Here is a 17,681-nt window from a genome sequence, read left to right on the forward strand (position 1 = left end):
GCGGGAAGGCCTGGCGCTCAGCGCCCCTTCTTCTGGCGCCCGCCCTGCCCTGGCCGCGGTTTGCCCGGGGCGGGTTTGCCCCCCTTGCCGGGCGCGCTTTTACCTGCCCCCCCTTTGCTGGCAGCCCCTTTGCCCGCCCCGCCCTTGCCTGCGGGGCTCTTCTTCTCGAAGGCCTCGGGACCCGGCACATTGGGCCGCCCGCCAATCTCGTGATCGTCGCTGCGCCGCGGCTTCTTGCCCTGGGCCGGGGTGCCGGCCGCAGACGCCTTGGGCTTGGCAACCTGAGCCCCCTTGGCCGGTTTCGCCTCGGAGGAGGAGTCCTCAATCAGCTTGAACAGCTCGATCAGCTCGTCGTCGGTGAGATCGCGCCACTCCCCCACCGGCAGCCCCTTGAGGCTGACGTTCATGATGCGGATGCGCTCGAGCTTGGTCACCTCGAAGCCGAAGTGCTCGCACATGCGGCGGATCTGGCGGTTGAGCCCCTGCACCAGGGTGATGCGAAACACGAAGGGCGCCTCTCGCTTCACCTTGCACTTCTTGGTGACGGTGCCGAGGATGGGCACCCCTGCCGCCATGCCCCGGACGAACTCGTCGGTCACCGGCTTGTCCACGGTCACCAGGTACTCTTTCTCGTGATCGTTGCCCGCCCGCAGGATCTTGTTCACCAGATCCCCGTGGTTGGTGAGGAAGATGAGCCCCTGGGAGTCCTTGTCGAGGCGCCCTATGGGGAAGATGCGGGTGCTGTGGTTGACGAAGTCGACGATGTTGTCCTTCTCCCCCGCCTCCGTGGTGCTGACGATGCCCACCGGCTTGTTGAGGGCGATGAAGACCAGGCTGTCGGCTTCGCGCGGCTCGATCACCTGGCCGTTGACCTTGACCAGATCCCCGGCAAACACCTGATCCCCCACTCCGGCCCGCTTGCCGTTGATGAAGACGTTGCCCTGCTCGATGAAACGATCGGCCTCACGACGGGAGCAGATGCCGCTCTCGCTGATGTATTTGTTCAGGCGCATGGATTCATCGGCCAGCATGGGTCACCTCCCGGGTCGGATGGGCCTTGAGAATGGCTGGCTGGATCAGCCGCGCTGTGGTCGGGTTCGTCTGCATACAACTCCATGAAATAAGGGCCTGCGCCCTGCATGTTCGGCAAAAAACGCCGCTACAGTAGCACATTGCACGGGCCCGCGCCCGGCCCCGTCGCACCCTGGCCGCGGGCTCACAGGGGGTGCAGCCCCTGATGCAGCAGCAGGCCCCCCATTATCCAGCGTGCGGTGACGCCGCGGCCCTGATTGGGCTGCACCGCGCACTCCCCGCCTCTTTTCACTTCATGGTGCTCACTTCATGGGCCGGGCCCCCGCCGCCGAAGATAGGGTGCGGCCTTCGGCAGATAGCCAGATGATCTAACGCTTGATATTTATCCAGCAAAAATGCATAAAAAGATTTTGGTCATCGCGAATTATCTGCTCTGACCCGCCGACGACGGGAAATGACACCCCCATCGGGGCGCAACAACGGGCCCCTGGAGCCCCGCGAACCCTGAAGACGGGCATGATCCCCTCTCTGGCAGGACGCCACTTTCATCATTCACGACAGGAGTTAAAGATGAGTCATTCCCTCTCCCAGGAGGCCTTCCTGGCCCAGGTCGCCAGCCGCAACCCTCACCAGCCCGAGTTCATCCAGGCCGTGAGCGAGGTGATCGCCTCCATCTGGCCCTATGTGGAGCGCCACCCCCGTTACCTGCAACACGGCCTGCTGGAGCGACTGGTGGAACCCGAGCGCCTGGTGCAGTTTCGGGTGAGCTGGGTGGATGACCAGGGTCGGGTGCAGGTGAATCGCGGCTACCGGGTGCAGCACAGCTCCGCCATCGGCCCCTTCAAGGGTGGCATGCGCTTCCACCCCTCGGTGGATCTCTCTGTGCTGAAATTCCTCGCCTTCGAGCAGACCTTCAAGAACGCCCTCACCACCCTGCCCATGGGCGGCGGCAAGGGGGGCAGCGATTTCGATCCCAAGGGCAAGAGCGAAGGAGAAGTGATGCGCTTCTGCCAGGCCCTGATGCTGGAGCTCTATCGCCACCTGGGGGCCAACACCGACGTGCCGGCAGGCGACATCGGGGTGGGCGGGCGCGAGGTGAGCTACATGGCGGGCATGATGAAGAAGCTCACCAACAGCGCCGAGTGCGTCTTCACCGGCAAGGGACTCTCCTTTGGCGGCAGCCTCATTCGTCCGGAAGCCACCGGCTACGGCCTGCTCTACTTTGTCGAAGCCATGCTGGCCCATCGCGGCCAGTCCCTCGATGGCCTGCGGGTCTCGGTGTCGGGCTCGGGCAACGTGGCCCAATACGCCATCGAGAAGGCGATGGCCCTCGGCGCCCGCGTCATCACCGCCTCCGACTCCGGCGGCACCGTCTATGATCCGGACGGCTTCACCCCCGAGAAACTGGTCCGCCTGATGGCGCTTAAAAACGAGCAGCGCAAGCGGGTCGCCGATTACGCCCATGAGCTCGGGCTCGAGTTCTTCAGCGGCCGCACCCCCTGGCACCTGGCGACCGACGTCGCCCTCCCCTGCGCCACCCAGAACGAGCTGGATGCCGAAGATGCGGCGCAGCTTATTGCCAACGGCGTGCAGCTGGTGGCCGAGGGGGCCAACATGCCCTCCAGCGCCGCCGCCATCCGTCTCTTCCACGAAGCAAAGGTGCTGTTCGCCCCGGGCAAGGCGGCCAACGCCGGCGGGGTTGCCACCTCGGGCCTCGAGATGAGCCAGAATGCCCAGCGCCTCTCCTGGACCAGGGAAGAGGTGGACGCCCGCCTCAAGGGGATCATGACCAGCATCCACGCCACCTGTGTCCGTTACGGTCAGGATGCTGACCATGTGAACTACGAAAGCGGCGCCAATATTGCCGGCTTCGTCAAGGTGGCCGACGCCATGCTGGCGCAAGGGGTCTGCTGAGCGCCTTGGCCCGGAGCTTCACCCTCAACACAACGGCAGCCCTCGGGCTGCCGTTGTGTTTGGTGCCTGGCGCGACTTCACACTCTCTTCACCCAGGCATGAAAGTCTCCCATCCGTTCCATCTCGCTGACGAGGATAACAAGATGACGATGAAAATAGGTGCCCTGCTGATCCTGGCCGGGCTCGGCTGTTTTGTGGCATTCAACCTGCTGGGCTCCACCCTCGATGCCCAGGGCTTCCTGCACGAGCCCTTTGCCCTGCTTCCCCTGGGCTATCTGCTGCTCTTCACCGGCATGGTGCTCACCGTGATCCCTCTGCTGCGCAAGGGGCGCTCCAGGGAACAATGACACAAACCGCAAGGTACCAGGAGCTCAGCAATAACGGCTGATCTCGATGAGGTTCTGATCCGGGTCCAGACAATAGACCGATTCGATGGGGCCACAGGCACCGCTTTTCATCACAGGCCCCTCCACTATCTCGACTCCTTGGCTCGCCAGTTGGGCCATCACCTGATCCAGGGGCCAGCGGGTGATGAGGCAGAGATCCCCCGACCCCACCTGCGCCCGGTTGCGCACCTCCTCCCCCAGCAACTGCAAATTGATCTTCTGGTTGCCAAAGCGCAGCGCCCGGCGTCCCGCCCCGAAGGTGATGGGCTCCATCTTGAAGGCGCCGCTGTAAAACGCCACCGTCCGCTCAATGTCGCTGACCGTCAATACCAGATGGTCGATATGGCTGATCATGGTCTCTCCCTGTCATGGTGATTGCCGCACCATCATACCCGCCCGCCTCAATAGAAACTGTGGCATGGTGCACAGGGGGGATAACCACTTATTTTGACTAGGTAAATACCTTAACGCACGGCGGCGCACGCCTTGTCACGCTGGGCCAGCAGGGCTTCGTCGTCGCTCTCCATGGCCGCCAGAATGGCCTGATTGCAGGCCCGCTCCGCGAGCTTACCCGGGCTCTGCTGGGCATCGGCGATCTCCGCGATCATGGGGCGATAGCCGATGGCGGCCGAGCAGTACATGGTGCGGTACTTGGGAAGCTGCCAACTGCTGTCGTCTTGCCGTGTCAGGTCATCGCACAGTTTGCCAAACAGTGCCTGCGCCTTGACTGTGCACTGACTGAAGCGCCGCACATCTTGCTCGTAGGGACGGCAGACACTTTGCTGTTTTATCTGCCAGAGCTGGAAAGAGAAGGGAACCTGCTCTCCCTCATAGGGCACTACCAGCGTTTTTAGCTCGGTGCCATAGATATCCGTCACCTGCTGCTGCACCAGATTGAGATAAGCCGAAAAAAGATAAGATATTGGATCCATCACTACCTCCCTGTGGTTCGCCTTCTCTATCTTCGCCGCCCATGGCTAGATAGATCTTCAAATGGGCAAAATTAGATAACAGCTTACTGATTTAGCTAAAAAAAATGATACCCTGCCTACTCCCCTTATGCACAAGATTCAAGGTCAGTCACCATGCAGCAATGTGGTATTTATGAACAACTCATCACACAACTGTTGGCATCAAGACTAGATCGATCGCATTTCTACATCGGGGAACGACAACTGGAGTCTGCGGAGGCCGCAGTCTGGTTATCACGATTCCTAACTCGTGTGTTGGAATATGCAGTAGGCTCGGTCACTGGCGATGACCCATTACAACGGCAGATTGAGCTGGCTAACCAGTTATTGCTTTGGCTAAAAGATCGCATACAAGACCCAGACTTTATTGGCGAGAACCTTATCGACAGTCAGGGAAAAATACTGACCGCGCTCTACCAGTTGGATAACCCCATCTCTGCCAATTTAAAGCAATATGCCGAAGATATTTTTCCTCTGACCGGTCTAACGCAAAGTGAGCTGTTCTGCGGCAGCAATGCGGGTTTGTCGATGGAGTCAGAGATTAAACGGGAGATATTATCGGCAGATAGCATCTGCTGGCTGGTTTCATTTATCAAGTGGGCAGGCATCCGTATTTTCCGTCATGAGCTGGAAGAGTTCACTCGCAGCGGCCGCCGATTAAAAATAATTACCACCTCTTATATGGGGGCGACCGACGCTAAGGCAGTTGAATTTTTAGCCAGCCTCCCAAATACCGAAGTCAAACTCAGCTATAACACCCAGCGCGAGCGGTTGCATGCCAAGAGTTATCTCTTTTGCCGAAATACCGGCTTTCATACCGGCTATATAGGTTCATCCAATCTCTCTCATTCTGCCCTCACCAGTGGCTTGGAGTGGAACCTAAAAATCACCTCACAAGAGATCCCTCATATTATCGAGAAATCCCTGAGTACCTTTGAAACCTATTGGGAATCCGATGATTTTGAGCTGTTTGATGGCAAGCTCGAAAGCCGTACAAAATTGCAGCATGCACTGCAAGAGGCCCGTGGGGATGGGGACAGAAATAACCCGGCCTATTTCTTTGATATCGCGCCGTTTCCCCATCAACTGGAGATCCTTGAACAATTGGCGATGGAGCGCACTTTACACCAGCGCTTTCGTAACTTGGTGGTTGCGGCCACCGGTACAGGGAAAACCCTGATCTCCGCCTTTGATTTTGCGCGTTTTCTGAAAACCAAACCCGATGCCAAGTTTCTGTTTGTCGCCCACAAAGAGGAGATCTTGCGCCAAGCATTAGCCTCGTACCGCGGAGTGCTCAAGCAATCCAATTTTGGCGAACTCTTGGTCGGCGGCGCCGTGCCAACCCACTACCGTCAGCTGTTTGCCTCGGTGCAATCCTTGAATAACCAGCTGGCTAATTTACGTCTTAGCCAAGACTATTTCGATTACATCGTCATTGATGAGGTTCATCATATTGCGGCGGCCAGTTATCGCGGTCTGCTCTCCGCCTTTGAACCTCAGGTTCTGTTGGGATTAACCGCAACGCCAGAGCGCCATGATGGCGGTGATATTCTTGCCGACTTTTGTGGTGTCATCGCAGCAGAAATCCGCTTGCCCGAGGCCATCAATCGTCGCCATCTCTGTCCATTCCAATATTTTGGTATTGATGATGATACTGACTTGCGCCAAGTGACTTGGAAAAATGGCCGTTATGACATCACTGAGCTCACCAATATCTATACCCACAATCAGCAGCGGGTACAGAAGATAGTCCAGAGCCTCAATGAGATCGTCACCGATATTACCAAGATCAAAGCACTGGCATTTTGTGTGAGCCGTGAACATGCCGACTTTATGTGCAAAGCATTTTTATTGAAGGGCATCAAGGCTGACATCCTCACTAGCGATAACCAAGACGAGCGACATAGTAAGCAACAAGATTTGCGTACCGGCGTTATCAATATTCTCTGCGTGGTGGACATCTTCAACGAAGGGGTTGATATCCCGGAAGTCGATACCTTGCTGTTTTTACGACCAACGGAAAGCCTCACCATCTTCTTGCAGCAATTGGGACGTGGCCTGCGGCTGGCGAGCGATAAAGAGTGCTGCACCGTATTGGACTTTGTTGGGAATGCCCGTGCGGAGTATGACTTTGCCCAGAAATTCCGGGCACTGGTGGGTAAAACCAATAAGGCGATCAGCCACGAGATCAAGCAGGGCTTCCCTCACGCCCCCTTGGGCTGCCGCATCGAGCTCTCAAAACAGACCCAAGAGTTAATTCTGAGCAATATCAAAAAGGCGACTCTCAATACCTCGCGCCTCATGGGCCTGATCCGCCGTTTCTCACAGGATTGCGATTTACCGCTGACACTGGCGAATTTTCTGAAGTTCTACCCTCATATCAGCCTTGAGGAGATCTACAAGCGCGGCAATTGGAGCGCCTTGGTCAAACAGGCCCACAACCATACCGTTTCTGAAATGAGCGATGAGAAGCTGTCGACCCTCTACACCCGGGCCATCAAAACCCGGCTATTGGGCTGCGATGCGCTCCATTACTTGAACTTCTTACAAACCTTGGTGGAAAGCGCCTTTACCTTAACGGCTGAACACGATGAGCGGATGGCCTTAATGTGCCATTACGACTTCTGGCAACAGAGCGGCCCCAACGCAGGCTTTAGAACGTTGGCGCACAGCCTGAAACAACTCAATCAACCTGAGTTGAGGGCCGAGCTGGCAGATCTGTTGCCCATGCTGATCAACCGGGTGCAACACGAGCAACTGGCCATGCCTGACCTTCCCGGCAATCCACTGCAACTGCATGCCCGTTATGCCAGAGAGCAGGTGCTGGTTGGCTTTGGGGCAACCACCTTCACGCAACAGCCCTCGGCTCGCGAAGGGGTATATGTCATCGCAGAGCACAATATCGAGTTGCTGTTCGTGACCTTGAACAAAACGGAGCAGCACTTCTCCCCCACCACCCGTTATCACGACTACGCCATCAACGAGTCGCTGTTCCATTGGCAGAGCCAAAACAGCGCTCGCCCAGAGCGAGGTAAGGGGCTGAGTTACATAAACCACAGAGCAGAAGGTAAGCGTTTGTTTCTGTTCGTTCGTGAGCAGAGCAAAGATGAATTTGGCCGCACCCTTGGCTTTGTGAACTTCGGTGAGGTGGAGTACATCTCCCACAGCGGTAGCCAACCGATGAACATTAAATGGCGTCTCACTACTCCGATGCCGCCTTTTATGTGGAAAGAAGCGGCCAAATTGGCAGTTGGCTGAGCGACCTATCACAACAAGGCCCACCCACGGCGGGCCGCCTTCGTGTGGTCAGCAGGCAATCCGCTCTATGCGGCCACCGCTCAGTTTGAAGAAGGCATCCTGCGGCAGCTCCTGAAGCCAGGTGGTGGTGTAGTCCAGATCCACATAGGCACCGCGCAGCATGGCGCCAAAGAGACCGTGAGAAACCACGATGGCCTGCTCGGCAATGTGCTCGTCCTCAAGCCATTGCCGGGCCCGGCGCTGAATGCCTTCAAAACTCTCGCCATGGGGGGCCCGCAGATACCAGTCCGGCTCCTCCAGATCCAGCTCGGGGTGGGCCGCCAGCAGCTCGGGTACCCGGCGACCCTCCCACTCCCCCATCCCCAGCTCCACCAGCCGCTCGTCCCAGATGATGCGCTCCTGGTCCAAGCCAAGCTGCTGACACACCCGCTCCGCCGTCTGCCGTGCCCGGCCGAGGGGGCTAGCGTAGATCGTCCAGTCGGTGGGCTCGGTCAGGAGGTCGGCCAGGCGGGCCCCCATGGCGAGGGCCTGGGCTTCGCCCCTGTGGGTCAGCTCGGAGTTGCACCGCCCCTGCAACCGCAATTCGGCGTTGTAACGGGTCTGGCCGTGGCGCAGCAAATAAAGGGTTCGAGACATGGTTTCTCCAGCAGAGTCAACGAGATAAGAAAACAGGGGGAAGATGATAACAGATGTACCGGGTCAACCAAGACCCGGAGGATGCAGACTTGTGCTGACTCCTTGAGCGCCTGGTCTGCGGCGATCGTGAAAGGACGACAGGGGCTGCGAGCCTTTATCGCACAGGCGCCTTGTGCGCATACCACACGCCTTCGCCACGGGCCCGCCAGCGCCGTGGCAAGCGCCCCATGCCCCCTATCTTGTTGTTCAGACAGGATAAAATGAGGATGTGCCGGTTTATCGGTCACAGGATGGCGGCCAATGCCAGAAAAGACAGAGTTTTTGCTCTGATCCGGGGGCCATTTTGGTACGTATCTCTGGCTCACGACAGGGACGCCTGGTGTACAATCTGCCACCCGATTTCCCCTGACCCGGCCCAGGCTCAGGCCATGATGTACCCCAGAGTAAATGAACGTGACCCCAACCCACCCCATGCTCGACAGTTATTACAGCCAGGATCTGGTGTTCTTCTCCATCCTGGTGGCGGTGCTCGCCTCCTACACGGCGCTGACCATGACCAGCCGGGTGAGCCAGAGTCGGGGACGGGCCGCCGTGCTCTGGCTAGCGGGGGGAGCCTTCGCCATGGGGCTCGGCATCTGGTCCATGCATTTTATCGGCATGCTCGCCTTCAACCTGCCCATTGCGCTGGGATACGATCTGACCCTCACCGGTCTCTCCCTGGTGGCGGCCATCGGCTCCTCGGCCTTTGCGCTCTGGCTGGTGAGTCGTCCCCAGCTCCCCTGGCACCAGATCCTGTTCGGGGCCGTGCTGATGGGTGCCGGCATCGCCACCATGCACTACATCGGCATGGCGGCCATGAAGATAACGCCCGGCATCCACTACCTGCCTGGGCTCTTCATCCTCTCCATCCTCATCGCGGTATTCGCCTCGGGTGCCGCGCTCTGGATAGCGTTTCGCCTGCGCAACAGCTCGCCTCGCGCCTTCTTCAGCAAGGCCCTCGCCTCCCTGGTGATGGGGGCGGCCATCATCGGCATGCACTACACCGGCATGGCGGCGGCCCAGTTCCCCGCAGAGAGCCTGTGCGGGGCCCTCTACACCGGCCTCAATACCCAGTGGCTGGCAACCGTGGTCATCATAGTGACCCTGGCGGTGTTCGCCATCGCCTTCGTGCTCTCCATGCTGGATGCCCACGCCGCCAGGCTCTCCACCTCCCTGCATCAGGCCCACGACGAGCTGCTCAAGCTGGCGCTCCATGACAGCCTGACCCGGCTGCCGAACCGGCTGCTGTTTGCCGACCGGCTGGAGCAGCGCATCCAGGAGTGTCAGCACAGCCAGCGCAGCTTCTCCCTGCTGTTTCTCGATCTCGACGGCTTCAAGATCATCAACGATGCCCACGGCCACCACACCGGGGATCTGCTGCTGGCCGAGGTGGCCCAGCGCATCACCGGCCTGCTCGGTGCCAGCGACACCGCCTCGCGCTTTGGCGGGGACGAGTTCGTGCTGGCACTGGCGCCGGGGGATGTGAGCCAGACCACGGCCTTTGCCGAGCGGCTGCTGGCCACCCTGGCCCAGCCCTATGAGTGGGAGCACCACAGCCTGCACATCACCGCCAGCATCGGCATTGCCGTCTATCCCCAGGATGGCACCAGCCTGCATGAGCTGACCCTCAACGCCGATGCCGCCATGTATTACGCCAAGGAGCAGGGGCGCAACGACTACTACTACTTCGACAGCGCCATGAACGCCAACGCCCACCAGCAGTTCCTGCTGCACAAGGAGTTGCAACACGCCCTGGAGCGGGGGGAGCTGGCCCTGCACTACCAGCCCAAATACTGTGCCCGCAGCGGCCAGGTGGTCGGCGCCGAGGCCCTGCTGCGCTGGCAGCACCCGATGCATGGTGCCGTCTCGCCGGCCAGCTTCCTGCCGCTGGCGGAGAAGAGCAGGCTCATCATCCCCATCGGCAACTGGGTCATCGACGAGGCGTGCCGCCAGATGAGCGCCTGGCGGGCGGCGGGTCATCACGACTGGAGCGTGGCGGTCAATCTCTCCACCATCCAGCTCGCCAGCCCCGGGTTGCTGGAGGAGGTGCAGGGCGCCCTCGCCCGCCATCGGCTCGAGGCCCGTCACCTGACCCTGGAGATCACCGAATCCACCGCCATGCAGAAGGCCGAGGAGAGCCTCGCCATCCTCAACCGTCTGGCCGAGCTCGGCCTTGGCATCTCCATCGACGACTTCGGCACCGGCTACTCCAGCCTGCTCTACCTCAAGCGCTTCCCCGCCAACGAGCTCAAGATTGACCGGGGCTTTGTCACCACCCTGGAGCGGGGAGGCGACGATGCCACCATCATCGCCGCCATCATCGCCCTGGGTCAGGCCCTGGAGATGCGCATCGTGGCAGAGGGGGTGGAAACCCCGGAGCAGCGCGACCTGCTGACCGAGCTGGGCTGCGACACCTTGCAGGGCTACCTGCTCGGACGCCCCATGACCGGGGAGCAACTGCTTGTCCACTGCGCTCCCGAGACTCCCCAACGGGTGCTGGAAGGTGTGCTTGCCTGACAAGCAGGTGAGGCGCGGCGCCCGTGTCGCCAGGGTCATCACCAGCCCGATTGCGTCCCTTCACGACTCAAGGTAGTCTGCTGCAAGACTCGAATGCTCCTTTATCTTGCCGGGCGCATCGAGCGACCCCCATGGCAGATCACCCGTTCAAAGGAGCCACATCCATGGCCAGATACCAGTTCTTCAGCGTCCCCGCCTCCCGCCGTCAGCAATATACCTATGTCGACATGGCCTCCCCCACCTTCCTCACGGAGAAGGAGGCGCTGCTGACGCAAGGGTTCGAGGTGGAAGAGGATTTCATCGACGCGGCCACTCCCCGCGAGGCGGTGGAGAAGTACAGATCCGGCTTTCTCTACGTGGCTGACGAGATAGGCAAGTCAGACGAGACCTATGCGGCGGCAACGGCCTTGCTGGAGATGGGCAAGAAGATCCTGGGCCGCAAGGCGGGCTGAGCAAGGCGGGACGCCGGGACGATACCCCCGATGGCCCGCGGGCAGTCAGCGTTGGGGGTGCTGGCGGAGCATCTCCACCAGCTCCTCTTCACTGCCGGGTTCATGGGCAAGCTGCAGGCTGGGGGCGGCGCCCCCCATCAGCATATAAACGTGAGTGCTGCAGTGATCGTAGTGATACCACTTACCGTCGATACAGACGTCGGTATAGCATCTCGGGTCCCTCTTGAGTTCCATACGCACATCCTTATGTGTCATTCACCAACCTCACCCTTGACCGTAAAATAAGCGGCCCGAGTCCCCCTTGACCTGGATCAAGGGTGGTGACGGGCAGAAGCGGGCAGTGGCCGGATCTGGCCGGGGCGGGATGTCGCCAGCCCGGATGACAGAGCCCACCAACCGGCCCCAGCCAGGCAACAGCGCAACAAAAACGGCGCCCGAAGGCGCCGTTTTTCATGTCCGTCATTTGACCGACGGGGAACAAGCCGCTGGCTTATTCGTCTTCCAGGTAGGCGTAGCCTTGCAGACCCAGCTCCAGCTCGTCGAGCAGGGCCTTGCGGGTCTCTTCGTCCAGCGCCGGGTGGGAGACGATGCGCTGGTAGTTCTCGCGGATCACGGACGGGTCGATGTTGACGTAACGCAGCAGCTGGTCGACGGTGTCGCCACGCACCACGTTGCGGATGTCCATCTTGCCTTCTTCATCCAGCCACACTTCCGCGCAGTGGGTGTCACCGAACAGGTTGTGCAGATCCCCCAGGATCTCCTGATAGGCACCCACCAGGAAGAAGCCGACATGGCACTCTTCGCCTTCACCGTAGACCGGCATCGGCAGGGTGCTTTCCACACCCAGACCGTCGACGTAGTGCTCCACCTGACCGTCGGAGTCACAGGTGATGTCCATCAGGATGCCGCGGCGGGTGAGCGGACGATCAAGACCGGCCAGCGGCATCACCGGGAACACCTGACCGATACCCCAGGCATCCGGCAGGGACTGGAACAGGGAGAAGTTGGCAAAGCACTTGTCCGCCAGTTTCTCGGAGAGCTCGTCGGCCAGGGCGCGGTGGTTGCGGTTGACTGGGTTCAGCAGCTCCTTGAGCGCCAGACAGGTGTTCTGGTGCAGCATCTCGGCCCAGGCGCGTTGCTCCAGGTTCAAGAGGCCCATGGTGTACTGGGCGTTGACGTCACCGAGATCCGCCACGGAGTCGTGGAAGATCTCCAGCAGGGAGGGATCTTCCCCGCGCAGGTCCAGCCAGCCTTTCCACATGTTCTGCAAAATGGTGGGCGCGTCTTCGTCCGGGGCGCTGATGTCGTTCACCTCCACCCCTTCGGCACCAATGATGTTGGTGACCAGCACGGCGTGGTGCGCAGTCAGGGCACGGCCAGACTCGCTGATGATGGTCGGGTGCGGCAGATCGAACTCGCGGCACACATCGCCGATGCCCCAGACCACGTTGTTGGCGTACTCGGAGAGGCTGTAGTTCGCGGAGCAGTGGCTCTGGGAACGGGTGCCCTCGTAGTCCACACCCAGGCCGCCGCCCACGTCCACCACCTCGACCTTGGCGCCAAGACGGCACAGCTCGGCGTAGAAGCGGCCGCACTCGCGGATGCCGCCCTGGATGTCGCGGATGTTGGCGATCTGGGAGCCCAGGTGGAAGTGCAGCAGTTGCAGGCAGTCCAGCTTGCCGAGGCTGCGCAGACGCTCCACCAGCGCCAGGATCTGGGAGGCGGAGAGGCCGAACTTGGACATGGAACCGCCGCTCGATTCCCACATGCCGGAGCCGGTGGACGCCAGACGGGCGCGTACCCCGATGTTGGGCTTGATGTTGAGACGAGCTGACTCGTCGAGCACCATTTCCAGCTCGGAGGGCTTCTCCACCACGATGTAGACCTTGTGGCCCATCAGGTTGCCCAGGAGGGCGTGGCGGATGTATTCGCGGTCCTTGTAACCGTTGCAGACGATCACGGACCCTTGCTCATGATGATGGGACAGCACGGCCAGCAACTCGGGCTTGGAGCCCGCTTCCAGCCCAAGCCTCGGCTTGTCGCTGTAGGACTGACTGATGGTCTCGATGACGCGGCGCTGCTGGTTTACCTTGATCGGGTAAACGCACAGGTAATCCCCTTCATAGCCTGACTTTTCGATGGCCTGACCGAAGGCGTTGAACAGCGCATCGACCCGGCTCTTGAGGATGTCGGGGAAACGCAGCAACACCGGCGTGGTCAGCCCGGACTGGCGCAGTTGCTCGATGGCCTCGGACAGCACGATCTGAGCCTCGGGGCGAGACTTGTCGGGAGAGACGGTCACATGACCGGCGTCATTGATATTGAAAAAACCCGCACCCCAGTAGGGAACGTTGTAGACCTTCAAGGAGTCCTTGCTGGACCAGTTAGTCATGGGCTATGCCTCGCAAATGAGCGGCCGTGGGCCGCCTTCGTTACCCTCAATCACATCCAGACCATTGATTGCAAAATGCGGCAAGCCAGAGCGGCCTGCTGACGTTGGACCCGCAACGGAGCATGCTCCGCCACATCCTGTTCATTGCACATCGCGGCAAGCCAAGGCTGCCTGGTGGATCTTGGGAAGTAACGAGTCTTGATGTGGGGCTGGTGGCTTTACATCAAGCTCAACGGTATGCGGTAACACCTTGCAGGCGTACCGCGGTACTTTGATGACAATCGGCATCAGCCACGCCGTTTGTTCATCATTCGGCAGCCATCCCGACGGACAGGAGAGGGTTTCAAGGAAGAGAAGGGAAGACGTCAGCACGCATCGTGTTGATGGACGACAACCACTACGACCCGCTCAACGCCAGTGACCGCCCATGACAAGGGAGATGATGAGCCCGAAGCCCACTCGGTCAGCTGAAAGATGAGAGTCCGTTGTTCTCCCTGATACCGGAGCCTAACCGGTATTAAAGAAACCATTCCCCAGCAGTGTCTGTCGTTTCTGCGTGCCTCGCCCTATAGGCGTCATGATCCTGCGGGTCTGGCGGACACGGCCTGCGCAGGGTTGCCCTCGGATCGGCGCGGAGTGTACACACTTACCGCAGCCAGTGACAATAAAAAATCGTGTTAAAAAACGGGTTTTCATCGGGGGGCAAAATCTCGCTGCCAGCAAGGCGGGCTCTGGGATGGCGGGGGATGGGTGTGCGTGGGCGAGGCGATGAAAATAACCAACACGTCACGCTTTTTGGGTCACCCCTTGCCAGCGCTGGGCCGAGGGGAAATTCAGCTTTTTCGCAATTGCTTAACCAGTTTTTATTTTGGAATTCTTATGCAAACTGCCGAGCGATGATCCCTGCCCCTCCCCCTCGATGGCCCTCCTCTCTCCCACAAAATCATCAAAAACTGCGCTGACGCAATAAGCGGCGCCGCCGTCTTGGCCACAATGACTCCTCTTTCGTGACCCGAGGCTTGCCCATGAACACCCTGCTTTCGCGCTTTCTCCACTACCTCACCTTTCATACCCGTTCCGATGCGACCAATCCTGCCTGCCCCAGCAGCGAGGGACAGCGCCTCTTCGCCCGGGCCCTGCGCGACGAAATGACGCGGATGGGGCTGAGCCAGGTCACCCTGGACGAGCATGGCTACCTCACCGCCTGCCTGCCGGGCAACCAGCCGGATGCCCCCGCCATCGGGCTCATCGCCCACATGGACACCGCCGATTACGAGGCCGAGTGCGTCGTTCCCCAGATAGTCGAGAACTATCAGGGGGGCGATATCTGCCTTGGCAAGGGGGACGAGGTGCTGGCCATCCGCCAGTACCGCTTCCTGAAAAACTACCTGGGGCAGGATCTCATCACCACCGACGGCACCACCCTGCTGGGGGCCGACGACAAGGCGGGCATCGCCGAGATCCTCACCGCCGTGGAATACCTGCAGGCTCACCCCGAGATCCCCCGTGGCGATGTCTGGGTCGGCTTTACCCCGGACGAGGAGATAGGGCGCGGTGCCGACCGCTTCCCGCTGGACCGCTTCCCGGCCAAGTGGGCCTACACGGTGGATGGCGGCGAACTCGGCGAGCTCGAATGCGAGAACTTCAACGCCGCCAGCGCCACGGTGCGCATCACAGGCAACAACGTCCACCCCGGCACCGCCAAGGGCAGCATGATCAACAGCCAGACCCTGGCCGCCCGCTTCCATGCCGCCATGCCCGCCGAGCAGACCCCGGAGTGCACTCAGGGGTATGAGGGCTTCTTCCACCTGGCCCGGATGGAGGGCACGGTGGAGGAGACCACCCTGCACTACCTCATCCGCGACTTCGACGATGACTGCTTCGCCGCCCGCAAGGCCCAGCTCAAGGAGCGGGTCGCCTCCCTGCAGCTGGACGCCCCCAGGGCGCGCATCACCCTGGAGATAGCGGACAACTACCGCAACATGCGCAGCCAGATAGCGCCCCATCCCCACATCGTCGAGCTGGCCAAAGCCGCCATGGAGGCCGCCGACGTGGTGCCCAAGATCAAACCCATTCGCGGCGGCACCGATGGCGCCCGGCTCTCCTTCATGGGGCTGCCCTGCCCGAACCTGTTCACCGGCGGCCACAACTTCCACGGCAAGCACGAGTTCATCCCCCTGCAATCCATGGAAAAAGCGGTCGCCACCCTGGTGGCGCTGGTGCGCCTCACCTCTGCCTGGCGGGCAGAGTAAGGGGGCAAGGACGGGGCTCGCCCCGTCATCAAACCGTCACCCAACCGACACACGAAAGGCACGCAGGGGCGTCAAGCTGGGGCAAAATTCAGCGGAGCCTTGCCCATGTTCGACGTCGATACCCTGCTGGGGCAGCACCTGCCCCGCCTCGCCAGCCAGCCCCTCCTCCGTCCCCTGATGAGGCAGGGGCTGAGCTGGTTGCTGCACGAGGAGGCCTTCACCCGCTTTGCCGCGCGCCATCCCCACCTGCGCGGTCTGGACTTCGTCGAGCAGGCCCTCACCGAGCTCCACTTCGACTACCGGGTGAGCGAGGCCGAGCTCGAGCACATTCCCGCCAGCGGCCGGGTCATTCTTGTCGCCAATCACCCCATCGGCTCCCTGGACGGGCTGGCCCTGCTGCGCCTCATCGGGCGCATCCGCCCCGACGTCAAAATAGTGGCCAACCAGGTGCTGGCCCAGCTCGCACCGCTGCGCCCTTTGCTGCTGCCGGTGGACAACCTGGGGGGCAAGACCGACAGGCAGGCCATCCTCGCCATGAACGAACACCTTGCCGCCGACGGGGCCCTGGTTATCTTCCCCGCAGGCGAGGTCTCCCGCCTCGGCCCCAAGGGGGTAAAGGATGGCCCCTGGCAGGCCGGCTTCATCAAGCTGGCCCAGCGCAGCCGAACGACCCTGGTGCCCATTCACCTGGGAGGGCGCAACAGCCTCTGGTTCTATCTCGCCTCCTGGCTCAACAAGCCCGCCTCCGCCCTGCTGCTGGTACGCCAGCTGTTTCGCCAGCAGGGGCGGACGCTCCCGGTCACCATAGGGGCGCGCATTCCCCTCGCCAGTTTTCAGGAGCTGCCGGCCAAGACGGCGGCCCGGCTGGTGCGCGGCCACCTCTACCGAATCGCTCGGGGCAAGGCGGGACGGTTGCAGACCGAGGCCCCCATCGCCCTGCCGGAGGATCGCCGTCTGCTGAAACAGGCCATCGACGGGTGCGAGCTGCTCGGCCAGACCCCGGACGGCCAGCGCATCCTGCTCTATCGCCGCCACGAGCAGAGCCACTCGGTGATCCTGCGTGAGCTGGGGCGCCTGCGGGAGATTGCCTTTCGGGCGGTGGGGGAAGGCTCGGGCAAGCGGCGGGATCTCGATGCCTTCGACGATGACTACCACCACCTCATCCTCTGGGATCCCGCCCGCCTCGACATCATCGGCGCTTACCGTTTCGCCCCGGTGGCCGAACGGCTGGCCAGCAAGGGGCTGGATGGCCTCTACAGCCACACCCTGTTCGGCTTCGAAGAGAAGCTGCTGCCCCGGCTGGAACAGGCCATCGAGCTTGGCCGCAGCTTCATCCAGCCCGCCTACTGGGGCAAGCGGGGGCTCGATTACCTCTGGTTCGGCATCGGGGCCTATCTGGCCCGCTATCCCCAATACCGCTACCTGTTCGGGCCCGTCACCCTCTCCGGCAGCCTGCCGCCGGCGGCCAAGGATCTGCTGGTGAGCTTCTATCGCCAGCACTTCGCCCCCACCCTTGCCCTCGCCCCTTCCCGCCGCCCCTATCCCGCCACGCCGACGCTGTTCGAGGGGCGCGATTACGGGGACGACCTCAAGGTGCTCAAGGCCGGGCTCGACAACCTGGGCTGCGCCATTCCCACCCTCTACAAGCAGTACGCCGAGCTGTGCGAGCCGGGGGGCGTGCAGTTCATGGACTTTGGCATCGACCCGGACTTCAACCACTGCATCGACGGCCTGGTGTGGGTGGACGTGAGCCGCATCAAGCCCCACAAGCGGGCCCGCTATATTGGCCTCCCCGCCGGGGAAGCGCCGGCCACATCTGGCGACCGTTGACC

13 protein-coding genes are annotated in these 17,681 nt (G+C 61.2%); 7 read left to right on the forward strand and 6 right to left on the reverse strand.

The genetic code is table 11. The features are described from left to right. Positions 1-17: 17 nt before the first annotated feature. Entirely contained in the window at positions 18-1,031 is a 1,014-nt protein-coding gene (gene rluF / locus AB5Y59_RS03380) for a 23S rRNA pseudouridine(2604) synthase RluF (protein ID WP_268451955.1), read from the reverse strand. A 571-nt stretch (positions 1,032-1,602) separates the two neighbouring features. On the opposite strand from rluF, the gene gdhA reads away from it, so the two are divergent. Further along, complete coding sequence (gdhA, locus tag AB5Y59_RS03385; protein ID WP_368211487.1) at positions 1,603-2,946, forward strand: NADP-specific glutamate dehydrogenase; 1,344 nt, start codon at positions 1,603-1,605, stop codon at positions 2,944-2,946. Between the two features lie 143 nt (positions 2,947-3,089). After that, on the forward strand, positions 3,090-3,293 hold the full coding sequence (locus tag AB5Y59_RS03390) for a DUF3955 domain-containing protein (RefSeq protein WP_270833626.1): 204 nt from the start codon (positions 3,090-3,092) through the stop codon (positions 3,291-3,293). Between the two features lie 24 nt (positions 3,294-3,317). Here AB5Y59_RS03390 and AB5Y59_RS03395 read toward each other — a convergent pair whose 3' ends face one another. Continuing rightward, complete coding sequence (locus tag AB5Y59_RS03395; protein ID WP_323939660.1) at positions 3,318-3,686, reverse strand: VOC family protein; 369 nt, start codon at positions 3,684-3,686, stop codon at positions 3,318-3,320. A gap of 110 nt (positions 3,687-3,796) precedes the next feature. Beyond that, positions 3,797-4,264: a hypothetical protein gene (locus AB5Y59_RS03400; RefSeq protein ID WP_109422411.1), complete on the reverse strand. Its 468-nt coding sequence runs from the start codon at positions 4,262-4,264 to the stop codon at positions 3,797-3,799. Positions 4,265-4,417: 153 nt separating this feature from the next. On the opposite strand from AB5Y59_RS03400, the gene AB5Y59_RS03405 reads away from it, so the two are divergent. After that, complete coding sequence (locus AB5Y59_RS03405) at positions 4,418-7,561, forward strand: DUF3427 domain-containing protein (RefSeq protein ID WP_368211488.1); 3,144 nt, start codon at positions 4,418-4,420, stop codon at positions 7,559-7,561. A gap of 48 nt (positions 7,562-7,609) precedes the next feature. Here the strand turns inward: AB5Y59_RS03405 and AB5Y59_RS03410 are convergent, their stop codons facing one another. Further along, the gene (locus tag AB5Y59_RS03410) at positions 7,610-8,197 is read right to left on the reverse strand and encodes a histidine phosphatase family protein (RefSeq protein WP_042877879.1); all 588 of its coding nucleotides are present in this window, start codon (positions 8,195-8,197) and stop codon (positions 7,610-7,612) included. Positions 8,198-8,644: 447 nt separating this feature from the next. Between AB5Y59_RS03410 and AB5Y59_RS03415 the strand changes: the two genes are divergently transcribed. Both AB5Y59_RS03415 and AB5Y59_RS03420 read left to right on the forward strand, forming a co-directional pair. Further along, positions 8,645-10,753, forward strand: coding sequence for a bifunctional diguanylate cyclase/phosphodiesterase (locus AB5Y59_RS03415; protein WP_236276547.1), 2,109 nt, complete (start codon positions 8,645-8,647; stop codon positions 10,751-10,753). Between the two features lie 164 nt (positions 10,754-10,917). Then, the gene (locus tag AB5Y59_RS03420; protein ID WP_042882535.1) at positions 10,918-11,205 is read left to right on the forward strand and encodes a hypothetical protein; all 288 of its coding nucleotides are present in this window, start codon (positions 10,918-10,920) and stop codon (positions 11,203-11,205) included. A gap of 45 nt (positions 11,206-11,250) precedes the next feature. Here AB5Y59_RS03420 and AB5Y59_RS03425 read toward each other — a convergent pair whose 3' ends face one another. Together AB5Y59_RS03425 and speA are read right to left on the reverse strand one after the other, a co-directional pair. Continuing rightward, complete coding sequence (locus AB5Y59_RS03425; RefSeq protein WP_010674183.1) at positions 11,251-11,439, reverse strand: hypothetical protein; 189 nt, start codon at positions 11,437-11,439, stop codon at positions 11,251-11,253. A gap of 256 nt (positions 11,440-11,695) precedes the next feature. Further along, positions 11,696-13,597, reverse strand: a complete 1,902-nt coding sequence (gene speA / locus AB5Y59_RS03430; RefSeq protein ID WP_183148704.1) for a biosynthetic arginine decarboxylase — start codon at positions 13,595-13,597, stop codon at positions 11,696-11,698. Positions 13,598-14,622: 1,025 nt separating this feature from the next. Between speA and pepT the strand changes: the two genes are divergently transcribed. After that, positions 14,623-15,849 (forward strand): peptidase T, encoded by a 1,227-nt coding sequence (gene pepT / locus AB5Y59_RS03435; RefSeq protein ID WP_316286618.1) that lies wholly within the window; start codon positions 14,623-14,625, stop codon positions 15,847-15,849. 105 nt (positions 15,850-15,954) lie between these two features. Further along, complete coding sequence (locus AB5Y59_RS03440; RefSeq protein WP_368211489.1) at positions 15,955-17,679, forward strand: lysophospholipid acyltransferase family protein; 1,725 nt, start codon at positions 15,955-15,957, stop codon at positions 17,677-17,679. Positions 17,680-17,681 lie beyond the last annotated feature (2 nt).

Source organism: Aeromonas sp. s10 (assembly GCF_040907975.1).
Classification (GTDB): domain Bacteria; phylum Pseudomonadota; class Gammaproteobacteria; order Enterobacterales; family Aeromonadaceae; genus Aeromonas; species Aeromonas caviae.